Origin of the sequence: Sphingobacterium nematocida (genome assembly GCF_900168125.1) — a bacterium.
Taxonomy (GTDB): Bacteria; Bacteroidota; Bacteroidia; order Sphingobacteriales; family Sphingobacteriaceae; genus Sphingobacterium; species Sphingobacterium nematocida.
In genome coordinates this window covers 284,485-308,626 of record NZ_FUZF01000001.1, presented here as the reverse complement: position 1 = coordinate 308,626, position 24,142 = coordinate 284,485, and the positions used below count along the sequence as shown (strand labels likewise).

The following is a 24,142-nucleotide window of genomic DNA, read 5'->3' as shown; positions in this document are numbered from 1 at the left end:
ATTTAAAGTTTGGGGATACTAATTTTTACTTTGACGCCCTTTTCGCCCAAGACATTTTTCTCGGTAACCTCAAAATATGCTTCTTGATTGCTGAACCTGTACAGTAATTGCAAACGTTCTTTCAATATTTCGTATGCCAACGACTTCTTTTTCTGTCCTTTTGGTTTCGGGTTGCTCATACCATTACCGTTATCATCTATCGTTATGGAAAGTGCTTTCTCTGTTAATTCAAACTGAATGTTCAGCTTACCCTTGTAAGTCAGGTTTCTAAATCCATGTTCAATGGCGTTTTCTACAAAAGGTTGTAATAACATGGGCGGTATTACAATCTCTTCCAGATCCAAATGCTTGTCTATGGCGATCTGATAGTCAAAAAGATTGGGGTAGCGCATTTGTTGCAAATGCAGATAATTCTCTAGCGATTCAATTTCTTCGTCCAGACCTATGAAATCCTTACGACTTTGTTCGAGTATATCCCGCAGTAACTGCGAGAATGAAGAGAGGTAAAGCACCGACTGCGAGGTATCTCCCGTGGCAATAAGTCCCTGAAGATTGGCAATAGAATTAAAAACGAAATGGGGATTTAGCTGCGTTTGCAAAAGTTTGTGTTCCAGTTTCAACCGATTGTTATCGCTGTGCAGCAATTTGTTTTTTTGCTTTAGACTTTTTTGTTGATACATCGTGTAGACGATTGCCAATACACCAATAGCCAATGCTAAGCCCGTAAAGAGCATCCATTTCTGTTGTCGAATAATGTTTTCGCTGTGCTGGTTTTTATTATTTAGCTCTAAGATATTTCGATCTTTTTTTTCGGTCTGATACTTACTTTCGATTTCCGCAATGTTTGTCGCTTCAATTTCTTTAATGGACTTTATTTCCAGCTTATTGCCAAAGTCTAAAGCTTCGAACGCCTTTCTGTAATCCCCTTTTTGGAGATAGGCTTCAGATAGGCCTTTGTAAAGGAGATACCTTGGCTTTTCAGGCATCTTTATTTTATTGAGTTCAATAGCTTTCTTATAGTATGTTATTGCCGAATCCAGTTGCCCGCTGTTCGCGAAACTCAAAGCCAAGTTGTTGTAAGCGACATCGTGGATGTTGTTGTTTTGTTCTAAGATAGAAACATACAATTTGCTGTATTCTAAGCTTTTGCTGAATAGCCCTCTGCGTGCGTACATTTGAGCCTCATTGTCGTAGGTTCTAGCTAGGGCAGTGTTATTTTTAGAGGAGAGGGCCAGCTGGCGTGCAAGCTCGTTGTACTTTTCCATTTTTTCATAGTCGGCCATTCGGGATGCGAGCAGGAACGAAACATCGTAGTAGCGTTGTTTTACTACAGGGTGCCAATTGTAGGGATGTGATTCGAAATATTTGGCTACGTAGCTAAGAGCGGTCTTTTCGTTTCTGTTCTGATAGAATGCTTTAGCTGCCACATCGTAAAAATGGAATGTTACTCTGCTCTTAGCCAATTCTGCTTTTTGCAAGAGCTCTTGGATCTCCTTCATCACGGTAGCCTCTACCACGCTATTCCTGTTCGTTTCATGTTCAAGGGTAGCCCAATGTTTCAAAAAGTAGATGTCGCTGGATGGCTCGGTAACTTTCATACTATCCAGCATTAAGAATCCTGCTTCCGGCTCGTTGTCCCAAAATTTAAGTTTGGCCTGAAAGAAAAAATGCATCGGCCAGGATTCGCTGTCTCTACGCTTGACCAGTATGCTGTCTTCCATAGCGATAGCCTTTTTTCTATCGGGTAGCGGCAAGGTATCGGAGGCTATGTAAAAGGAGATATAGTCTATTTTTAAAGGGGTCTGTTCATCCTGCACGGACTTCGGTGTAGAGGAGCGATTACCATCTGTACAGGCAGATAGGACCCATGAAAGAAATAATACGGTTATACAGTTTTTCCAGGTATATGGCATGCGAGTTAAAGCGGCATTTTTCTTAAAGTTAGTACAAAGTATCCATATTGTCGATACATCTTTAAAATCCATTGACAGTAAGTTTACAAATGTGAAAGTCCAGCTTGCTTTAGAAAGATGATGCAAAAAAATACGGAGACCTTTAGCTGCTGTTATCATATGATTATGTCTAATTGCTAAAAACTATAATTAATGCCCAGCATAATCTGTCTGGGGCGTAGGGTATAGGATGTTGTAGACCGGTAGCTTTCGCGAAGTGATATTTGTTCAAAGGAATCTACGTTGAATATGTTGTTTGCCATTAATTCTAGGTGCATATTATTTTTTCTAAAATAGTATTGCAGGACAAAATCGGAAAATAGGTAATGTCGGGCTTGATTATAAAGGTTTTCGTCAAATAGGTAGAGCTCATTTTTAAGTGAGGCACGGATGTTCTTGTTCAGACGGGTATTGACATTGGCCTGTATCCTAGACTGTCTGAATTTTGTAGTCGTTCCATTGCGAAGGGAGGAATTATTGACCTGCAGCTTCGTGAAAATATTTACCGGACCGTCCCATACGCTACGATATTCGAGTCCAAGCTGGTATTGTGCGGTACGGATCGGGCTGGGGGAGTGGCCTTCGATCTGTGTCTGGTAATGTGCTACCTGACCGTCACTAGTCAGTCTAAGGTTACCTTTTAGCGGCGTTAGGAAATAGTTGATCTGTGCACTAAAGTACGACACATTTCTGTTCTTGAAAAGAACGCCTTGGATAAGGCTGTAGTCGGGCGTCAACTCCTGCCGCTGCCCGATGTAGTGGAGTTGTTTACTATAACCTGTCGATAGGATGGTATAGAGTTTATCGGTCATTTTCCCTAACGTATATACGGCGTTAAAGTTAAAGGCATCTAGCATGGGATTTTCCTTTAAACCTTCGGAAAATGTACGATTTCCAAGGTATACAAAGTTAGGGGTGAGCTCCAGGGCATTATCCGACATGTCCATCTGATAGGCGATCTCCGAACGGAGTTCCCCATTGCGGTGCGCTTTCCATAGCAAAGTTGCTTTTGGAGACCATAACTGATTTTGACGGTATTGCTTGGTTTGAGAAATTCGATCATTTATAGTAGAGCTGAGATGGCGTGCAGTTATACTCGGGGTCAGTTCCCAACTGCGGGACTGCCAAGTATATTGTGCCGAGATAGCTGTATTACGCTCGTTAAAATCCAAATTATTCGAGAAGCCGTCAGGGCTATGTGTTTGCTCAAGCTCGTCTATCAGATAAAAGTTCGAATTGAAGCTACGGAAAGTAGACTCGTGTGCTATAGAAGCACTAAAAGGATTACCCCTTGCGTCGCGCTTTACAAACTGGCTGATTGCACCATAATATTCTACATTGTTTTCGACATGCTGTCCTACGCTGTCAATGTTGTCTTGGCCAAACAGATCAGTGTAGAAATACTCGTTTATACCGTAGTTAACAGGAGACTGTTGGTTGATCCAACGGAAAGAGGATACCAATGCCGTCCGATCCGATAGTTTTTGGGTGTAGCGTAGCAGTTGGTTAGACAACAGGCTCTTTTTTTTGGTGCCCTCAAGAGATGACAGTCCGTTAAATACCAGTTCGCCTACATCGTTGTCCTTCATGTTGCCTAGCGTGCCTACATAGGTAATGGTTGCATTTTTACTAATATCATAATCCAGATCTATTTTGCTAAAATAACCAATATCCGAATTGGTATAACGCAGGTCGTCGTTCGTGCTGAATTTGACATCTTCAATATTGTATTCAGATAGGAACAGCCCTCAAGATGATTGGGGGCTGTTTGTTTTATCATTAAATTTTAACTCTCAGTTATAACATAGATAATCTTCTGAAATCTATTTATATATTTGTAGGCACAGTAAAGCGGAGCGAAGGCTCTAATCACGACTAACATACATACAAAATTAGGATCTAATACAGCATGGATAGCCGCATCCCTAAAGACGAGATAGCTGAAATATTACTTCGTGTTTCTAATGGAGATGAACAGGCCTATCGTACTATTTTTGAGGCTTACAAAACATCCATATACTCTACGGTTTTTAACTTGAGTGACGACGAATTTATGGCTGAAGAAGTCTTGCAGGATACTTTTATCCGGCTTTGGAACTACAGAAGCAAACTCGTCGAAGTCGATAATTTTGATGCCTGGATCTATCGGGTGGCAAAGAATGTCTTCTTGACGAAGATTAAGAAGTCGACTCCCTCACAAGAACCGCTTGATCTTATTCTGCACGATATCTTCGCGACCCCTAAGACCTATAATGATATCGAATACAGGGAGCTGGAGACGGCATTTGAACAGGCAGTACAGAGCCTATCTCCCAAACAACGGATCACGTATCAGCTGGTGAAGATCGAAGGGCTTTCTCGCAAAGAGGTGGCAAAGATACTCGAAGTATCTGCCGAGACCGTGAAATGGAACCTGGACGAGTCTGTAAAAAAAATAAGGTCTACGATGTCTGAAATGCTCAAAAACCTGCCATTGGCTCTCATTTTATTCTATTTGCAAAAAAAATAAATTTTCCTACCCCCCCAAAAGGAAAGACCCCAAAGTCATACTAATAAAGGGTTGGATGTTTTGAAGCGGTCTAATCCCACTTTTTTTATAAGCCATATGAATTATAACGATAGCTATATAGACTTATTGATACAGCGTTGTCTGGATCGTACAGCGACTGCCGAAGAGCGAAAGGCGCTGTTGCGCGTATTGAAATACACAGACAATGAGCAGATCGAAGCGAAGATCGTTGCTGCTTTTCAGCAGGCACAGGTTAGGCTAGAGCCTGCGGATACCGTTTGGACAGCGATAGAGAAGCAGATGGCTCAAGAGGCTCCACTAAAACCTATCCGCAGCTATACCAGGGTATTGCAGGTAGTGAGGTATGCTGCTGCGGTATTGTTGTTTCTGACGATCCCGTTATACTTTTTTAGGGATGCCTTGCCTACGGCGATCACCGAGTTGAAATTGGTACAAGAGGTAAATGAGATTTTTGAACCGCAGACCCCGAACACGACTTCCGAAGAATTAACAGAGGAGATTCAATTGGTTCTCTCGCATGATCGAACGGTCAATCTTTTAGGAGAGGAAGCTGCTGCACTCGTGGATGTGGAGAAAAACATCCATATCGTACGTGGGGATAACCAGATCAGTTACATGCTCCAAGACACCACTGCTCAGCATATCTCCAGCACGGTACTATACCATACGATCAAGGTGCCGTACGGCAAGCGTTTTTCCGTTAGGCTGATTGATGGCACGCTGGTATCGCTCAATTCGGGCACAGAATTGCGCTATCCTATTAATACCCAGCAGCAAGACATGGATTTGTACTTGAAGGGGGAGGCCTACTTTGATGTTGCCAAAGCGCAGAACCGAAAATTCAATGTGCATGTCCACGGTGATCGCTTTAAGAAGGAACACATGGTTCAAGTGTTAGGAACCCAGTTTAACATCAGGGCATTCCCGCAGGACAGACAAAGTGTGACTACCCTATACGAAGGGGCTATTCAGGTGTCTGGGCTTACGCCGCTACCTATCCGCTTGCAGCCATCCAAACAGATCACAGTCGATCAGCACTATTCCATAGCTGCAGCAGATTTGGAAATGAATTCAGCTTGGCTGAACAATGTGTTTTATTTCAAGAACACCCCTTTGGATGATGCTTGCCATGAGTTGGAAAGATGGTATGGTATAAAGGTGACCTATAATAGAGGCAAAGAAACGAAGAAAATACTCGCTCAAATATCTAGAAATAAGAGTCTAAAAGATGTATTGGATATGTTGGCCCAGACTTATGATATCAAATACGAATTCCGTGGAAAGGAGGTGATCTTGACAGATTGATACTAACCAAATAAGTAAAAACTATGGTTTTAAAGACCAAGAATTTTTAATCCTAAAATATAAAGAACTAACCAGTCTTTTCTTACATTGTTTATGAAGCAATTTTTTTATAATAACAGATATAGATGCTGCCTGCTGTTTTTTTGCAGCATTATTTTCATGACGAGTGTCTTTGGACAGCAACCAAAGATAACGATCCAAAAGAAGGGCATTACGCTAGATGAACTTCTGAATGAACTTCGGAAGCAGAGCGGAGTTGACTTTGTCTCCTTAACTTCCAAAATAGATCACTTTAAAAAGATCGATGCAAATTTTAAAGATGAACCACTGTATCAGGTATTGGACAAGTATTTTAATGTTCGCACAGGTGTAGTATACGTTTTTAAGAATAACAGTATCATTTTGATGGACGAGCAGAAGGCCCAGATGCGCAGAATTAGCGGAGTAGTACACCGCGAAGACACGGATCGGGAGATGGCCGGCGTATCGCTATCTTTTCCAGATAAGGGAATTAAGGTCAATACCGATATAAACGGTAGGTTCGTCATCCAAGTGCCCGAATACGCCAAAGAGTTGGAGGTCTCTTACCTGGGGTTTAAAAAGAGAAAAATTACGTTAACTCCTGCGAATAATTACGTCATTCACTTATCACCCACCTCCGAAGATATAGACGAGGTCGTGGTGACGGGTATATTTAACCGCTCTGCCGAGAGCTTTACCGGAGCCACTACAACTATTAGTGGCGAGGAAATCAAAAAAATTAATACAAATTCGGTACTGGCTGCAATATCGGCAGTAGATCCAGCCTTTAGATTGGTGGCCAATAATCAGTTTGGTGGAGATATCAATCGCCTACCCGAAGTGCAGATGCGGGGACAGAACTCTTTCCCCAACCTTAGTGGAGAGCTTTCCAACAAACCCAATGAGCCACTTTTTATATTGGATGGATTTCAGGTCAACCTGCAGCGTGTTGTCGATCTCGATATGAATTTGATCAAGTCGATTACACTGCTGAAAGATGCTTCGGCTACCGCTATATACGGTTCTAGAGGAGCAAACGGCGTTATGGTCATTACCACTATACCGCCAGCGGCTGGAAAAGTACAGGTCACCTTTACAAATGACTTTAGATTAGCAACACCTGAATTAGGCGTATATAATCTGTTAAACGCCAAGGAAAAGCTCGACTTTGAGAAGCGAGCCGGATTTTATAAGGGAGCCGTCAATATCAATCAGTTGTCTAAAGATTTTCTATATAATTCGCGCTTCAAAAATGTGTTAGAGGGCGTAGATACAGACTGGTTGAAGATTCCGACACAGATCGGACGCAGCAACCGTTCTTCGCTACGGCTTCAGGGAGGCGATGAGATTTTGAGGTATGGTCTGCAGTTTACCGCGGATCGCCAAGAGGGCGTAATGAAGGGGCAGGACAGGGACAACTACAGTGGTCAGGTCGACCTCACTTACAATGTCGATAAATTCCGCTTTATGAACTCTTTGCGGGTGTTCCAGAATAAAGCCAATGTATCCCCATATGGAAGTTTCAGTGATTATGTCACTGCCAATCCCTATTTCTCGCCTTATGATGCGGATGGCAATATTCCCTTACTATTGGAAAATGTCGTTCATCATCCTTGGTATGAGCCCTATACCACAATAAACCCACTGTATAATACCACGTTACATTCCGTAAATAAGTCAGAATACTTTGGTGTGACCAATAATTTTTCGGCACGATATGATATTACGCCGGGATTATTTGTAGAGTCTAATTTCAGTATTACCAAACAGAACGATGGCTCCGATCAGTTTTTCTCTGCCCAGGACTCTAGATTTGCTTCTATAGCAGAGCCAAGCCGCCGTGGATCTTATACCGCGCGTACTGGAAAGGCATTTGGTTACGAAAGTATGACCACAGCCAATTACAATGTGAAGCATGGTAAAAGTCAGATTTTTTCGATGCTGGGCTTCAATGCGAAAAGCAGTAACAATGAGTTCTATCAGATCGTTGCCGAAGGATTTCCTTACGACCGTCTAGATAACCTATTGTTTGCCAATCAATACCAGACGAATGGCAGACCTACAGGCGATGAAAGCACCACCCGTAATATAGGTATTGTGTATTCGGGTAACTACAGCTATGACAATCGTTACCTAATGGATTTGTCCATCCGTAGAGACGGTTCCTCTCAGTTTGGTACGGACAGGCGCTTTGGTACATTCTGGTCTGCGGGTTTAGGATGGAATATACACAACGAACGTTTTTTTAAAGACAGTCCAATCGTTAACAAACTTCGGTTAAGAGCCAATTATGGGAGCACTGGATCGCTCAATATTCCAGCATATGGTGCGCAATTCCGTTACAATTTTGGCGTAGGTTCTACCTACTACGACCAGCTCGGAGCTGTCTTGAACAACTTAGGAAATTACAACCTGAGCTGGCAGAACGTCTACAAGCTTAATGTAGGTATGGATGCGTCGCTACTCAACGAACGTTTGGATCTCCGTATGGAAGTATATAGGGACCAGACCAAGAACGCCTTGACTTCGGTTACATTGGCCCCTTCCACTGGGTTTAGTAGCTATTCGGAGAATTTAGGTGAGCTCCAGAATACAGGAATGGAGTTTTCGGCGCGATACGCCATTATCAATCAAAAAGCGAAAGGCATACTGTGGTCTGTCAATGTAAATGGATTCACGAATAAAAACATACTCAAGAAATTGTCCAATAAATTGAAGACGGCGAATGAAGATCTGAATACGGCAAATGCAGGTCAGATTTACCCGAATGTGCTGTTGGAAGAAGGCCAGTCGATGAATACCATATTTGCGGTGCGCTCGCTAGGAATAGATCCTGCTACCGGTACCGAGATGTTTTTGAAGCGGGACGGTACTGTAACGTACGATTGGGATATTAGAGATAAGGTGCCTGTTGGTGTACAACAGCCCAAGTGGAATGGCAACTTCGGTTCCAACGTGATTTACAAAGGATTTGAATTTAATCTGATCTTTAACTACCAGTATGGTGGAAAGTTATACAACTATACATTGGTGGATCGTGTAGAGAATGTTAATGTAGCAAATAATGTAGACCGCCGGGCCTACGAGCTCGGATGGACCAAACCAGGTGACGTCGCCTTGTTCAAGCGTATTACGTCCACAGTTAACGCTACACAGGCTACGTCAAGGTTTGTTCAGGATGACAATAACCTGAAGTTGACCTCCGCATCATTGGGTTATAATTTCTATGGCAAAGCCTTTCTAAAACGTTGGGGCATAAATTCGCTATCGATAACTGCATTGACAAATGACCCGATATGGTGGAGTTCTATCCAGCTCGAACGAGGTACGGACAATCCATTCGCACGTAATTATTCACTATCGCTTCGCGCGAGTTTCTAAATAGAAGAGATTATGAAAATATACCTATTTTTAGTAGCAGTAATGACGGTTGCGTCTCTCGCTGGATGCAGTAAGTATCTGGATGTGGAGCCCAAGTCATCTGTAGCCGAGGAGCAGATGTTTGCTTCTGAAACGGGGTTTGAACAGGCTTTGGTCGGCGTGTATTCCCAATTGAGCAAGCAGAGTATGTACGGAGACCGTCTTTCCTTGGGCTTTGTATCAGCCTTGGCGCAGAATTATACCCAATCCAGTTCGACAGCACCTTATTACGAGACCCGTTCGTATAATTATAATAGCGATGAGGTCCGAAATATCCTCAGCGCTGTGTGGAGCAGCTCGTATAATGCTATAGCTGGACTGAACAAGATTATCGAAAAGACCGAATCCAATCGATCGGCGCTTTCTTCCCGAGGCTATAATTTGATTCGTGGAGAAGCATTGGCATTGCGTGCTTATATTCATTTTGATCTTTTCCGTTTATTTGGCTCTGACTACCAATCTGGAAAAGGACAGAAAGCCATTCCATACGAGACTATGGTGGATGCCTTTGCCAATGTGCCTGGTACCTCGGAGGAAGTATGCCGAATGGTCTTGAACGATATTATGGAAGCTGCAGATTTGCTCAAATCTGTCGATCCTGTTTTCCAAGAGGGTACGGATATGGATACACGCCGTATACGCATGAATTATTACGGTGTCAAGGGGTTAGCAGCTCGGGTATATATGTATATGGGAGATAAATCGGCAGCGGCTAAAGCTGCGCAGGAAGTGGTGGATGGCGCTGAGTTTCCATTTGTGTCAAATACGCGAGTTAGTGCTGCTGCCGGATCAAAAGATAGGTTGTTTATGTCAGAGCTCGTCTTTGCCCTTCGGTCTCGGGATATCCTGACCTGGACCCAGAATTATTTCCGGTTTTATATCTCTTCAGGAAGGGGCTTGACCCGTACTTTGGCTAATATAAATACCCTATATGAGAACTCCACTACCGATGTAAGGAAGCTCTACCTCTTTGAACAAGATCAGGGTATATTATTTCCTTCCAAGTTCTGGCAAACCTATACCCCCATCACTGGAGAAGGATTGACATCGTCGTACCGAACGGACCAACTTATTCCTTTAATTCGGATCTCCGAGATGTATTATATCTTGGCAGAAGCTGCCAACTCGACCCAGTCGGGGGTGGTAGAATTGAATAAAGTACGTTTCGCTCGGGCAGTCAGTAAGCTTCCCGAAGATGGATCGGTGACTCCTACACAGCTACAGAATGAAATCCAGAAGGAGTATCATAAAGAGTTTTATGCGGAGGGACAGTATTTTTTCTACTTAAAGAGAAAAGCAATCACACGCATGCCGTTCATGACTGCTGACGTACCACTATCTATCTATAAATTGCCGATTCCAGATGTGGAATTGGAGTATAATCCTACTTATCAATAAGCATATGAAAACAAGAAAATATTTTATTTTTGCCGGACTGCTGCTCGCATTGATTTCCTGTAAGAAACAGGACACAATCTTATTTGAGGGCGAAGAGCGTATTTCATTTTTTATCGGTGAGTACGATGTTGATTCCACCAGTTATACGTTCGCTTTTGACCCTGTGAAAAAAGAAAGGGATACCCTGTACCTCAAAATGCGGATCCAGGGCAGAACGCACAATCGCCCGAGAACCATAAAGATTCAACCCGGAGTTGGTACCACAGCTGTGTTGGGACAAGACTTTCTTTTGCCAGAGGTGGTGTTACCGGCAGACTCTGTCACGGTTAATTACCCACTGATACTCATCAATACAGCCAAAATGGAAACACAGGCGTTACGGATCGTTGCTGAAGTAGCTGCCTCGGATGACTTTTTGCCAGGTGGTACCGGACAGGCGATCGGTGGTACCAAAGCTATAAATTCTTATAAGGTATGGGTATCCAATAAGCCTGAAAGGCCGGTTTATTGGGATGACGTAGAATATTACTTTGGCTCATTCTCGACCACGCGTATACGATTTATGATCAGTACCCTCCTTATTTCGGACTTTTCTAGAGAAGCTCTTGGCACATACGAGTTCTATACCTATCCTGTTATCCTTCGAAACGCGCTGGCAAAATATGAAACGACAAACGGACCTTTGATCGATGAGTTTGGACAGCGTGTAACTTTTTAATTCAGCAAACAATGAAAGTAAATAAATTTTTAAAACACACTATAGGCTGGTTACGCCTCGGCCTGATAGCTTTGCTTGTACAGGGCTGTTCCTCATTTGAACAGGACTTTAGTCGATCTCCGATTGGTGAAATCAGTATCCTTATGGACAAGAGTGAATACGATGCTGTACAGCTGGAAAAATTACATATTCCGGTTACTATAACCGGTACATCGGGAAAGGCTGGTCGGTATGCCTATCGCTGGAAAGCATTAACGAATGATGCTGTCTACATCTTGTCCGATAAAAAGGATTTGGATACGATTATTGATTTGCCGCCTCAACAGTATAATATTCAGTACACGGTAACTGATTTAGACAATGGGTTAGAATTTAATAAGCAGCTCTTTTTAAATGTAAATGGGGCTTTTTACGAAGGCTGGCTGGTTTCGCATAATCAAGGTGGTAAGGGTAAACTTGCATTTATACGCGATGACGATATGGTATTTCCAGATCCGGTAGGACAGGCTAATAACCTGACATTCCCAGAAAATCTAAAGGCGACATTTTATACCCAAATACCCTATCGTGCCAAATATGCGTCAATAGCCAGCTTTACTGGAACAGAAATATTCCGCTTTGATCCGAATACATTTAAATTGACAGGCAAGAGTGAGGAAGTTTTTATGTCCCCGAACGGGTATGATGGGATAGCTTGGGATAGCGGATTACGTGGTATTGATCAGTATTTTATTAATAAGGGCGAAATCCATGTTGGTATGGGCGACTTTTATCCAGAAGATATATTAAAACCATATACGCCTGGGCTTGGTGGAGATTATGATCTGTTTCCTGCAGTCATTTCGTCAACTTCCTACAGTACTTTCTTTTACGACAACAAGTATAAGCGTTTTCTGGTTGCTCCTGCTTTTGAAAGGGCGCTCACTGTTGCGTCGAACGGTTCGAACAGCACAGTGAGTATATTGAATATGTCAAATGTGGGCAAGACGATGATCGCGGTGGAAAAGGGAAGAACTACCTATAATTCTGGGGTATTTTATTGTGTCATGGAGGATAGTGAAGGCCGTTACGTGGCGGGTATAAATAATGTTGATCCAAGTTTATTTCAAAAAGTTCTGGACAGTGCATGTCCTGATTTTAGCAAAGCAAAATTATTTACAGCATCAGGCTTATTTCAACATATGTATTATGCAGTAGGTAATAAGATCTATTTATACAATATAGTGGCTAATGCGGCCGAGTTACTCTATAGTTTCCCAAGCTCGCACACGATTACTGACATCGAGATAAAGCGGAAAACGAGTAGAACGCTTGCGGTAGCGACCTGGGATGGTACTGCTGGCAACATGAACCTTTTTGATATAAACGATTTAGGTCAATTTGTGGATGAAGCCCCAAAAAAGGTATTTGGTAATCTTGGCCATATTGTACACATAAGCAACAAGTAAATCAATGAAGAAAATCAGTATAACAATGGGCTTAGTCGCGCTACTATTTGTAGCGCAGGCCCAAGAGAAAAAGGGTTCTACTATACAAGAGCGCCTTACCGCTTTGAAAGAGATTAAAGATTCCAAGGCATTGCAATCCAGTTTGAAAAAATTGGAGCGGAGTAAAGAAGAAAAGGATAGAATGCTGGCTTACTGGTATTATTATGATCAGCGAAACGAAGAAAAGACAGCGGCCATTCAGCAATCGGTTGTAAAAGATTTTCCGAATAGCAACCTAGCCATTCAGGAAAAGGTCAAGGTGATTAGTCAGATGAAATCGCTTGCTGAACGTGATATTCAATTTCAAGCCTTATTAAAGCAATATCCTAATGCAACGATAGGTTTTGAGATGTATGACATGGCTAATGCGTATGCCGAGGAGGGGAATGTGGAAAAGATGCTGCAATACGCGACCTTGTATACCAATATGGCATCAGACCGGAACGGGAACCGTCTGAATAAAGCATCTGTATTGTCCGGCTGTGCCCGTTTTCTCAGTAGGAGCAATCCAAAGGCGGCATTGCCATTTCTGGAGGATGGCCTTGCTTACCATCGTACGGATCTCGCTAAACCTGAGGAAGGTGACACGGAACAGATCCGAAAGGAACGGCGTCGTCGTGCTGAGCAAGGGTATTATATCTCGCTCAGTAGTTATGCCGATGCTTTGGGCCGAGCAGATAGAGCACCTGAAAGCTTACAGCTCGTTGCAGCGATTAGACAGGAACTGATGGGAAGAGAGCCTATCGAGCAGATTAACTTGGAGATTATAGATGGAGCTTATTTAAATGCCCTGCTGGCAAATAAAAAATATGGGGAGGCACTCCCTTATCTCGAAGAGGATTATATTAAAGGTACTCGAAGAGTGGTAACCGCCGAATTGCTTCAAAATGGCTATTCCGATAGTAGAGGTTCTATGGACGGATATGAGGCATTCAAAGCAGGGCTAGACCACCGTAAAGTCGCGAACGAAGAAGCCGAGATGATGAAAAAGCTGGTCTCGAAAGATGCGCCGGACTTTGAATTGAAGGATGTGGATGGCAACACTGTAAGATTAGCGGATCTGCGTGGGAAAGTGGTGGTGCTCGATTTTTGGGCGACCTGGTGCGGCCCCTGTAAGGCGTCCTTTCCAGCAATGCAAAAAGCAGTAAATCAATACAAGGACGACAAAGATGTACGTTTTTTATTCTTACATACTTGGGAGAGAGGGGCGGGGGATGCAACTGCAAATGCGAAGAAATACGTCACGGATAATAAGTACAGTTTCGAGGTCTTGATGGATCTGCGTGATCCATCAACGAAGGAGAGTGCAGTGGCGCAAGCGTACAAAGTAGATGGTATCCCTACAAAAGTAATCATTGATCCGCAGGGACGTATCCGTTTTGAAACATCGGGATTTGCGGGTGATGACGAGACCGCTGTAAAGGAGCTGTCTGCGATGATTGAGTTCGCAAGGAAGGGATAAATATACAAGCATCTCGTAAGAGATGCTTGTTTGTTATAGAGAAGTTGTAGATTAAGATTTAAGGTAAAATAATACGTATGAAATATCCATGTAGCAGAACTGCACAAACACCGATGAAAATACTTTGGATATTCCATATGACCATTAAAAATCAAATTATTTACATATGAAAGTCAAATTGATAATAATTCAAGCTTTGCTGTTGTTGCCCTTTTGGGGTTTTACGCAAAAAGGGAAAAAGGAAAGCTACATAATCCAGGGGAAGATTGACAGTATACAGAAATGCAAACAATATGTTTATCTCTCGTCGATAGTTAGAGATCAAGAATTGCAGACCGATTCGGTACTAATGAAAGACGGTAAGTTTACGTTCAGAGGTAGGGTAGACGAGCCGTGTATGGTAAATGTTTATATCAATGTAGCTGGACGTAAATATCCAGCTTCGATGAAATTATTTTTGGAGAATGCTAAGATTAATTTAAGTGCCACTTGGGACAAGTCTGCGCGCGAGTACGTGAAGAACTTGAAAATTACGGGGTCTAAAGTTCATGACGAAAATGAGGATTTGTTTGAAGGTGCTATGAAGCGATCCGGAAGAGATAAAATTAGGGAGGCGTATATCGAAGCCGAAAAACGCCGTGATACCGCTCAGATGCGAGCTTTAACAAGTGCAAATAAGAATGCGCTGGAACTTTATACGAAAGATATTAACGATTGGATAGCGGCAAATCCGAACAGTTTTGTTACGCTACGTTATAAGAGCATGATTATTCCTCCGGATGAAGCTGGATTGGATAAGTTTGAAGCCGAATTAGATCTAATGGATCCAGTTCTCCGTTCATCTTTCCTCGCAAAGACCATCTATGCCGATATTAATGAACAACGTAGCCGGTTGAAGATAGCTCCAGGAGCGATGGCCATTGATTTTGAACAACCTGACAAAGATGGAAAGGTTGTAAGGCTTTCTGACTACAAGGGCAAGTATGTATTCGTGGATTTTTGGGCAAGTTGGTGTGTACCATGTCGTGCTGAAAACCCACATGTCGTAAAAGCATACAACGATTTTCATAAAAAGGGCCTCGAGGTGCTGTCTGTTTCTGTCGATGATAAACGAGAAGCGTGGCTAAAAGCAGTAGAACAAGACGGGCTTCCGTGGACGCAGGTTTCGGATTTAAAAGGCTGGAACAATTCGGCGAGCCAATCGTATCTAATCAAGGCCATTCCAGCTAACTTTTTGATCGATCCATCAGGAAAGATAATAGCATCCGGACTGCGTGGTGAACATCTCCATAAAGAACTGGAGCGTGTATTTGGAAAATTAAATTAGTTTTTCAGAACTTCCACATGTTGTTTCTAAATTTATCAAATCGATTGGTCGTAAATTCTAATGAAATCATTGTGTGTCCCGAAGATTTGAGAAACGTGATGTCGATCTCTGCCGGCTATGCAACGGGCTCCAGCGGAGGTTCGGTAATGGACCAGTTTGGTAATATCGTTGGCACGGTGTCCAACACCCGCACCTTATTACATAGTGATATGAATCCCAGTGTACAGATGGTTATCAAGAATACGATACCCGTAGAGTCACTTCGACTCTTGATAGCTAATTAGTATAGAGTATTTATCACAGGTATTAATATGAACTAAAGCCCGTTACTTCTCTAAGAGAGGGTAACGGACTTTTTTGTGATTAGTTTAAAAAGACGATCTACCAAAAAAAGTGTATTTTGCGTATACAGACTGATATTTAGATATATGGATGTAAATATTGCGGCGTTGGCCGCTGTTGAACATGGTTTTAAAACGTTTGAGATTGAAGCTCGAAAAATAGTTGAACAGCAAGGTGTATTTCATTCGAAAGAAAAAGCGTTAAGTCTGCTTAACCATAATCTTTACCAAGTAAGGGCTTGTGGGGTGTTTGTTTTAGGATTTATTGCATGCAAAGACGCCACCGTACTACCTGTGTTGAAAGAAACCGCTCGATCAGACCAGAGTTGGCAAGTGCAGGAAATTGTTGCAAAGTCTTTTGATCAGTATTGCAAGGATATAGGATACGAAAAAGCTCTACCTGAAATCCTGTCCTGGCTTAAAGATAAAGATCCAAATGTCTGCAGGGCAGTGACAGAGGGATTGCGTATATGGACTTCACGCCCATATTTTAAGACTAATCCTGAAGTCGCCATAAAGTTGATAAGTCAGCATAAAGCTAGCGACAGTGCGTATCTCCGTAAGTCTGTCGGTAATGCATTGCGTGATATAGGTAAAAAGCATATGCAACTCATCAATAAGGAAATATCCAGATGGAATTTGGAGAATAAGAAAATTGCTTTTACACATAGGTGTGTGCTTAAAAAAGGCTGATTCACCGGATTCTTTCTATGAAAAACACCAACAGAAATTAGGAGTTTTGAAACAGCTTGTTTATCGTTATGTCGTAAGGCATATTATGAATAGAAATGTTGAGAAAATAAGAAGTGCTTAGACCGTAAGGATTGGCGGTAGAATAATATTTTTTAGCTAACTTGCGGTCCATTTTTTTGCCAATGACCGATTACACATCATATAGTGATATAGAGTTGGCTGATCTTGTACGGTCAGCAGATGATCGTGCATTCAAAGAAATCTACGATAGGTACAATAAGCTGCTTTATTTATTCGCCTACAATAAGCTCCGCAACAAAGAAGAGGCCAAGGATGTTGTGCAGGATGTATTTGCCTGGCTCCTTAACAATAGGACCCGTTTTGCTATCAATTCCTCGGTTTCTAGCTTTCTTTACAAATCAGTACTCAATAAGATCTTTGATATCTTTAGACACCAGTCCGTAATCCGTAAATATATTGAACAGGGAGATCATTATATTGATATTGATAGCACGGAGACCGACTATCTGATTCGCGAAAAAGACATTGCCCAGATGATCCGGCAAGAGATCGATGCTATGCCGCAAAAGATGAAAGAGGTATATCTACTTCGCTTTGAACAGTATCTCAGTGCTAAGGAGATCGCCGAGCAACTGAATATCTCTGAAAACACCGTAAATACGCATTTGAAAAGAGCCGCAAAAAAGCTTAGAGATAATCTTGGGATGCTCATCTATGTGGTCTACATCATGAACAGATTTTTTTTTTATATTGTAAAACAAGTTGTCCTTTTATATTGTTTCTTAGGTTAGGAAAGTATGTTAGAAGTTATGGCGATTTAAAATATGGAAACTTTAAGCTTAATATTAACGGGAATTGTAGCTCTTGAACATTTGTATATTCTTTGGATGGAGATGTTCGCTTGGGAAACGGTTGGCAAAAAGACTTTTAAAGGTGCTTTACCGGAAGAACTGTTTAAGGCAACCAAAGGCTTAGCGGCTAATCAAGGTTTGTACAATGGATTTTTAGCGGCGGGTCTGATATGGTCTTTTTTTATCGAAAACCCAGAATGGAGTTTTAATATCCGTGTATTCTTTCTAGGATGCGTGATTGTTGCAGCACTTTATGGAGGTATAACCTCTTCTAAAAGTATCCTTTTAAAACAAGGGCTACCCGCAATACTTGCGCTGATTTGTGTATTGATTTCTTATAATTCTTAAAACAAAAAGTATGGAGTTTAAAAATGTAACAATAGCCGGAAGCGGTGTATTAGGCTATCAAATCGCTTTTCAAACAGCTTTTCATAACTTTAATGTAACTGTTTACGATATTAATGATGAAGTTTTAGAAAAGGCAAAAGCAAAGTTTGCTATTTTAAGTGCTGCTTTTAAAAGAGACTTAGGTGCTACAGATGAACAATTGGCAGCTACCAAAGCAAGATTATCCTATAGTTCGGATTTGGGAGAGGCTGTAAAAGATGCCGATTTAGTTATTGAAGCTGTTCCTGAAAACCCGGAGATTAAGATTGATTTCTATCAGAAATTAGCAAAATTGGCACCCGCTAAAACGGTATTTGCAACAAATTCATCGACTATGTTGCCTAGCCAGTTTGCCGAGTATACAGGGCGTCCGGAAAAATTTGTTGCACTTCATTTTGCGAATGAAATATGGAAACATAATACCGGAGAAGTGATGAAGCACGCAGGTACATCTGATGAGGTATTTGAAAGTTTGCTGCTATTTGCTAAACAGATAGGAATGGTGGCTTTGCCTTTGCATAAGGAACAGCCCGGTTATATTGTAAATTCCCTCTTAGTACCGCTTCTAAGTGCTGGTATGGATTTGTGGGTAAGAGATATTGCGGATATTGAGACGATTGATAAAACTTGGATGGTAGCTACAGGAGCGCCGCTTGGTCCCTTTGGAATATTGGATGTAGTAGGTATTACTACTGCTTATAATATTAACAAAATGGCCGCTGACGCGACTAAAGACCCTGTAAAGATTGAAATCGTAGAAAAATTAAAATCGGAGTTTATAGATCAAGGTAAATTAGGCGTTGCAACAGGTGAAGGATTTTATAAGTATCCTAATCCAAAATATAAAGAAGAAGATTTCTTAAAGTAACTAAAGATGCCTTATCATCAACATCTCAACCTTCAACCCTTAATGTTATAAGGGTCGAAAGTTGATATGTTAAACATGAACTTTATAAAATGGTAATTGTCAGTTCAAGAGGCACTGGGAATTACCATTTCTAGTTAGCGCTGCTGTCTTGATACCATAATCTATTTGAACCAGATCTACGATTTCTTCGGTGATTTTTACCTTTAGTGGCACTATTTCTCCTTGTCAAATACCTACTTGATTTTGTTTTTTGAGTTGTTTTTGAAATAATCCAAAAAAAAGTTTTCTCCTTGTCACCAATTGGGTATAGTTGCACGCCTTAACACTAACTAAGGATTACAGACCCGATGCAAAAAGATATTAAACCCATTTTAGAGAAAGTAGAATCCGGCACTTACAATGAGGAGGAAGAGCGCATTGCCAAGCTCTGGCTTTTTCAATTAAGGAGTAAGGATCTGGATCAGATTTCGGAAGCCGAATTGGAGGATACCAGCGAACAGATCTGGAATCGTTTGCAGCCGGATGTGATAATCCCTGTCCGTAGGTTCAAAGGCTGGCAGCGTATCGGCGCTGTGGCGGCAGCTATCCTAGTCATTGCATTTGGATTTTATTTCTACTACGATAAGAAACAGCTTGGTTTGGAGTCTGCAAGCGGTCTTGTGCAGGATGTAGCTCCAGGGGCACAGGGTGCTACGTTGACCTTAGCCGACGGCAAGAAGGTAAGACTGTCCGATGCCTTGAGCGGCACCATAGCCGAAGAATCCGGGGTGAGCATTACAAAATCAGCTGATGGGCAGTTGATTTATGCACTAAAGGGCAACGGTGCTGATGTCAATAAAGAGAATACCTTGTCTACTTCTAATGGGGAGACCTATCAGGTACGCTTGCCGGATGGTACCCGGGTCTGGTTGAACGCGGGGTCGAGTTTGACCTATGCGCCCAAACTGGTCCAGGCGGGCCAGCGTAGGGTCAAGCTTGTAGGAGAAGCTTATTTTGAAGTGGCCAAAGATAGATCTAAACCTTTTATTGTAAGGACAGGCACGCAGCAAGTCGAGGTTTTGGGAACCAGCTTCAACGTAAATGCCTATCTGGATGAACCCGTTACGAGCACTACGCTGGTGGAGGGTTCTATTAAGATCAAGACCGAAAAAGGAGAACACCTTGTCCGACCTGGAGAACAGGCCATCAATACCGGAAAGGATATTCGCATCGTACGTACCGAGACAGAGAATATCACCGATTGGAAAGACGGCGATTTTTACTTAAACCATGTCGATTTCAAAGTGGCCATGCGCAAGATAGCCCGATGGTATGATGTCGATATCGTCTACGACGGTTCTGTACCCGAAGGTCTGGAATCTGGGGGATGGATATCCAGGGGCAAACCGCTATCGCAGGTACTTAAATCTATCGAATCTTCGGGCATGGTACGATTTCGGATAGAAGGGCGTACGATCCATGTGATCCGTTAGCTCTATAGCGGCAAAAACAAAAAACTAACTAACCCTATTTTTAAATCTAAAATTGAAGAGCATGAAGCGAGAGAAGACATAACTGCTATAAACGATAAACCAGAAGCATAAGATGCTCCTGGTCCAGCTTGGAATTATAACTATTTATGACAGCAACCTCATCCGTCGAAAGCTAAGGATTGCCGTCTTACCAAACTAAACAAACTTAGCGAAAATTGTGCGTATGTACAATGGGAGGCTTCTTGTCGGCTGCTAGGCTTGTTTAAAAACTATGACAATAAAATGTATAAAACCTTTGCCAAATATATAGAGGTATACAAAGGCCTCTATGCTAAAATCGTGCTGATTATGCGACTAACCACCATACTATTGATCGCAAGCCTGATGCAGGTCAGTGCATCGACATTCGGACAGCAGATCACCTTGTCCAAAAGAAATGTATCTATAGAATCTGCCCTGAAAGAAATCAGGGAGCAGAGCGGTTATGACTTCTTCTTTGATGGAAAGAGTCTACCCAAAGACAAGGTGATTGATGTTGCTTTAACAAATGCAAGTATAGATGCCGCCCTAAAAAGCGTGCTAAGAGGCCTGCCTTTTACATACAGCATTGAAGGGAAGATCATTTCCATCCGCAAGAACGAACAGCCCTCATCGGGTGACGCGGCGGGAGCAGCCATACTAAATATCGACGTCCGTGGTCGTGTGGTCGACGAAGAAGGTAATCCGTTGGTCGGTGCGACGATCCGAGTCAAAGGCGGGGGCAATGACATCATTACCGATGAGAATGGACGGTTTATATTGCAGCAGGTCGCCGAGAATGCCACTATCCAGATCTCCTATGTGGGCTACTACCGTAGAGAGGTAAAAGCAGCACCCAACTTGGGTGATATCCGGTTGGAAATGCTGAGCAGTGATGTCGAGGAGGTGGAGGTAAGCTACTCTACAGGTTACCAGAATCTTTCGCGTGAGCGCAGTGCGGGTTCCTTTTCGAAGCCCAATGTCAATATTATGAAAAATCGCTCTTCCAGCGTGAATGTACTGCAGCGGTTGGACGGATTGGTGCCGGGATTGACCGTGAATAATGGCGTCACGGCCGAACCTTTACTGATTCGAGGTCTTACTTCGATCAACTCAACGAGAGCACCACTTGTGGTTGTAGACGGGGTGGAGCTTCAGGGCGTCGATATCGAAAGTGTAAATATGCAGGATGTGGAAGATATTACCGTCTTAAAGGACGCTAGTTCTGCGTCTATTTGGGGTGCAAAAGCTGCGAATGGTGTTATCGTAATCACAACAAAAAAGGGAAGGGCAAATCAAAAATTACAGATTGACTACGACGGCTATTATAATGTACAGGGACGCCCAGACAGAGGCTACTTGAATCGGATGAATAGTCGGGAGTTTATACAGACTGCGAGAGAAATATTTCCTTTGTTTCAACAATACAATCCATGGAGCAGTGTAGAGAGTGTCTCTGCAACACCCCCACATCTTAATCTGCAATATGCGGTCGAGCGAGGGTTGATGACACAGGCGCAGGTCGACGCCAAACTCGATAGCCTGGCGAGGGTAGATAACTTCGACCAGATCTCCAATTATATCTATCGCAATTCGACGACGTCGAATCATACGGTTTCTGTTTCCGGAGGCGGAAGCAAACATACTTTTTACGGATCGGTAAACTACATCGGTATGAAGAATGATACACCGGGCGATAAGGATAACCGATTCAAGATAAACCTGCGTCAAGACCTCGATCTAGGAAAGAACGTACGTCTATATCTTGTCTCAGATGTGGGTACTACCAATACGGCTTCAACTAATTTAAGAACCCTGACCAGCCAAAATACGCTGGGCTATACGCCTATTTCGCCAGCTACAGTACCTTATCAGTTGTTAGCAGATGAAAACGGAAAGCCATTACCGGTTCATTACATGGGCGGACTCAGTGATTCGCAAAGATTGGATTATCAAGGGAGAAGTCGGATTAATCTGGATTATGTGCCATTGGACGAAATCAATAGGGGCCATAGCAATGGTACGGGGATTTCTGCGAGAATCGTGGGAGGTGGCCGGATCAACTTGTACAAAGGTCTTCGCTTTGAAGGTACTTACGGTTACAACGTGTCCTCTACAAACAATCGCGCTATACTTAATGAGGACAGTTATACCGTTCGCAACGAAGTGATGACGTATACACAGGCGCCTAACCTGAACAGTACGCCGATTTATTTCGTGCCTAAGGATGGAGGAAGACTGACAGAAAGCAATTCACTCGTCAAGAATTGGACCGTGCGTAACCAGTTAATTTACGATCGTGACTGGCAAGGCGTGCATCAGCTTACATTTTTGGCTGGTCAGGAAGCTACCAGTACGACTCCTATGTCTACACGCACCATCTATAGAGGTTGGGACGATCAGCTTCAGGTAGCACGACCTGTTGATTACCAGACACTAGGTTTGGGAGTGACGGGAACCGTTACAGGGGGGACTCGTAGATTAGGTAATAACATATCTGGAGGCGAAGGTGTTATTAGTAGAACGACGTCGTACTACTCTAATGTCAACTATTCCTACTTGCGTAAATATACCGTTAACGCGAGCTGGCGTATCGACCAAAGTAATCTCTTCGGTATGAACAAATCGGCACAAAATAGACCGGTATACAGCATCGGTGGTAAATGGGCGATGGGCAGGGAGCAGTTTTTGCAATCAACAGAATGGATTAGTAGTCTGGATCTAAGGGCTACGTATGGAGTCACTGGCAATGCGCCAAGACCGGGCGCTGCTGCTTCAAAAGATATTTTGAGTGCACAAATGGATCCCAACTATGAATCGGGCTTAGGTTTGATAATTAGCACTCCGGCTAATGATAAATTGACTTGGGAATCGACCAAAGTATATAATGCGGGTATTGATTTTAGTTTGTGGTCGTCCAGGTTATCTGGATCTATAGATGGATATATCAAAAATACGCAGGATCTTATTGGGGTGCTGAACACCGCACCGCTTACCGGTTTTCCTGGCGTAACCGGAAATTTTGGTGACATGCAAAATAAGGGTATCGATATCAGTTTAAATACAATGAATATTATCGGTAAAGACTTCTTTTGGAGTTCTGGTCTGACAGTGGGGTATAATAAAAATAAGATTACCAAACTAGCGCGGGTTACCCCGTTCTCTACGGGTGGGCAACTGATTGAGGAAAGTTTCTTGGTGGGATATCCGTCTTTTGTGATGTTTGGTTACAATTATGCTGGGCTTAATGCAACAGGGGATCCGCAGATTAATCTTCAGAATGGTACCGTGTCTTCGGATATTGATGTAAGTACGCCGGATGATATGTTGTACATGGGGACTTATCAACCGGTATGGAGTGGTGGTCTGTCCAATAGTTTTATATACAAAAACATACAGTTGTCATTCAATATCAGTTACAACGCCGGACACAAGATGTTTAGGGATGGTAATTTATTTTGGGCCGGTGTCTTATATGGCAATAATGCTCATCCAGAGTTTGTGAATCGCTGGAAACAAGAAGGTGATGAAAAACATACTGATATCCCAAGATACTCCGGTAGCAACGACGAAACGAATAGCCGTGAACCTTTGTATTACCACTATGCCAATACCAATATTTTCAATGCGTCTTACATTAAACTAAGAGATATAAGTGTGCAGTATAATCTGCCCGATAATGCCATGAAAAGATTAGGGGCCAAAGCGCTGAGCTTTAGATTTCAGGTCAACAATATCATGTTGTGGAAAGCGAACAAGTTGGGTATAGATCCAGAGTTTCACCATCCACACGGAGGTAGAGAGATGCGTTTTGGGCAAGGCCAATTCACTTTTGGAGCCCATGTTACACTTTAATTTAGACATATTATCA

At 42.5% G+C, this 24,142-nt stretch carries 17 protein-coding genes; 15 read left to right on the top strand and 2 right to left on the bottom strand.

Annotated features, from left to right (window positions below; genetic code table 11):
- Positions 1 to 2 precede the first annotated feature (2 nt).
- The gene (locus B5X76_RS01325) at positions 3 to 2,072 is read right to left on the bottom strand and encodes a tetratricopeptide repeat-containing sensor histidine kinase (protein ID WP_079640626.1); all 2,070 of its coding nucleotides are present in this window, start codon (positions 2,070 to 2,072) and stop codon (positions 3 to 5) included.
- Between the two features lie 17 nt (positions 2,073 to 2,089).
- Positions 2,090 to 3,541 carry a TonB-dependent receptor gene (locus B5X76_RS01320; RefSeq protein ID WP_079640625.1) on the bottom strand — a complete coding sequence of 484 codons (1,452 nt, stop codon included), beginning with the start codon at positions 3,539 to 3,541 and terminating at the stop codon, positions 2,090 to 2,092.
- A gap of 320 nt (positions 3,542 to 3,861) precedes the next feature.
- On the opposite strand from B5X76_RS01320, the gene B5X76_RS01315 reads away from it, so the two are divergent.
- From B5X76_RS01315 to B5X76_RS01245, 15 genes are all read left to right on the top strand, one after another.
- Positions 3,862 to 4,461, top strand: a complete 600-nt coding sequence (locus B5X76_RS01315; RefSeq protein WP_079640624.1) for an RNA polymerase sigma factor — start codon at positions 3,862 to 3,864, stop codon at positions 4,459 to 4,461.
- A gap of 96 nt (positions 4,462 to 4,557) precedes the next feature.
- Positions 4,558 to 5,787, top strand: coding sequence for a FecR family protein (locus B5X76_RS01310; RefSeq protein WP_079640623.1), 1,230 nt, complete (start codon positions 4,558 to 4,560; stop codon positions 5,785 to 5,787).
- A 159-nt stretch (positions 5,788 to 5,946) separates the two neighbouring features.
- Positions 5,947 to 9,189, top strand: coding sequence for a SusC/RagA family TonB-linked outer membrane protein (locus tag B5X76_RS01305; RefSeq protein ID WP_176140962.1), 3,243 nt, complete (start codon positions 5,947 to 5,949; stop codon positions 9,187 to 9,189).
- Between the two features lie 12 nt (positions 9,190 to 9,201).
- Positions 9,202 to 10,626, top strand: coding sequence for a RagB/SusD family nutrient uptake outer membrane protein (locus B5X76_RS01300; protein WP_079640621.1), 1,425 nt, complete (start codon positions 9,202 to 9,204; stop codon positions 10,624 to 10,626).
- Positions 10,627 to 10,630: 4 nt separating this feature from the next.
- The gene (locus B5X76_RS01295; RefSeq protein ID WP_176140961.1) at positions 10,631 to 11,344 is read left to right on the top strand and encodes a DUF4843 domain-containing protein; all 714 of its coding nucleotides are present in this window, start codon (positions 10,631 to 10,633) and stop codon (positions 11,342 to 11,344) included.
- An 11-nt stretch (positions 11,345 to 11,355) separates the two neighbouring features.
- Positions 11,356 to 12,792, top strand: coding sequence for a PKD-like family lipoprotein (locus B5X76_RS01290; protein WP_079640619.1), 1,437 nt, complete (start codon positions 11,356 to 11,358; stop codon positions 12,790 to 12,792).
- 4 nt (positions 12,793 to 12,796) lie between these two features.
- On the top strand, positions 12,797 to 14,293 hold the full coding sequence (locus B5X76_RS01285) for a TlpA family protein disulfide reductase (RefSeq protein ID WP_079640618.1): 1,497 nt from the start codon (positions 12,797 to 12,799) through the stop codon (positions 14,291 to 14,293).
- 166 nt (positions 14,294 to 14,459) lie between these two features.
- A complete protein-coding gene (locus B5X76_RS01280) occupies positions 14,460 to 15,620 on the top strand; it encodes a TlpA disulfide reductase family protein (RefSeq protein ID WP_079640617.1) in 1,161 nt (386 codons plus the stop codon).
- Positions 15,621 to 15,637: 17 nt separating this feature from the next.
- The gene (locus B5X76_RS01275) at positions 15,638 to 15,904 is read left to right on the top strand and encodes a hypothetical protein (RefSeq protein ID WP_079640616.1); all 267 of its coding nucleotides are present in this window, start codon (positions 15,638 to 15,640) and stop codon (positions 15,902 to 15,904) included.
- 144 nt (positions 15,905 to 16,048) lie between these two features.
- Positions 16,049 to 16,654 carry a HEAT repeat domain-containing protein gene (locus B5X76_RS01270; protein ID WP_079640615.1) on the top strand — a complete coding sequence of 202 codons (606 nt, stop codon included), beginning with the start codon at positions 16,049 to 16,051 and terminating at the stop codon, positions 16,652 to 16,654.
- Positions 16,655 to 16,836: 182 nt separating this feature from the next.
- On the top strand, positions 16,837 to 17,466 hold the full coding sequence (locus B5X76_RS01265; protein WP_079640614.1) for an RNA polymerase sigma factor: 630 nt from the start codon (positions 16,837 to 16,839) through the stop codon (positions 17,464 to 17,466).
- 33 nt (positions 17,467 to 17,499) lie between these two features.
- Complete coding sequence (locus B5X76_RS01260; protein WP_079640613.1) at positions 17,500 to 17,874, top strand: DUF1304 domain-containing protein; 375 nt, start codon at positions 17,500 to 17,502, stop codon at positions 17,872 to 17,874.
- A 10-nt stretch (positions 17,875 to 17,884) separates the two neighbouring features.
- Positions 17,885 to 18,781 carry a 3-hydroxyacyl-CoA dehydrogenase gene (locus B5X76_RS01255; RefSeq protein WP_079640612.1) on the top strand — a complete coding sequence of 299 codons (897 nt, stop codon included), beginning with the start codon at positions 17,885 to 17,887 and terminating at the stop codon, positions 18,779 to 18,781.
- Between the two features lie 347 nt (positions 18,782 to 19,128).
- On the top strand, positions 19,129 to 20,253 hold the full coding sequence (locus B5X76_RS01250) for a FecR family protein (RefSeq protein ID WP_079640611.1): 1,125 nt from the start codon (positions 19,129 to 19,131) through the stop codon (positions 20,251 to 20,253).
- Between the two features lie 282 nt (positions 20,254 to 20,535).
- Complete coding sequence (locus B5X76_RS01245) at positions 20,536 to 24,126, top strand: SusC/RagA family TonB-linked outer membrane protein (protein ID WP_079640610.1); 3,591 nt, start codon at positions 20,536 to 20,538, stop codon at positions 24,124 to 24,126.
- The last annotated feature ends 16 nt before the right edge of the window (positions 24,127 to 24,142 follow it).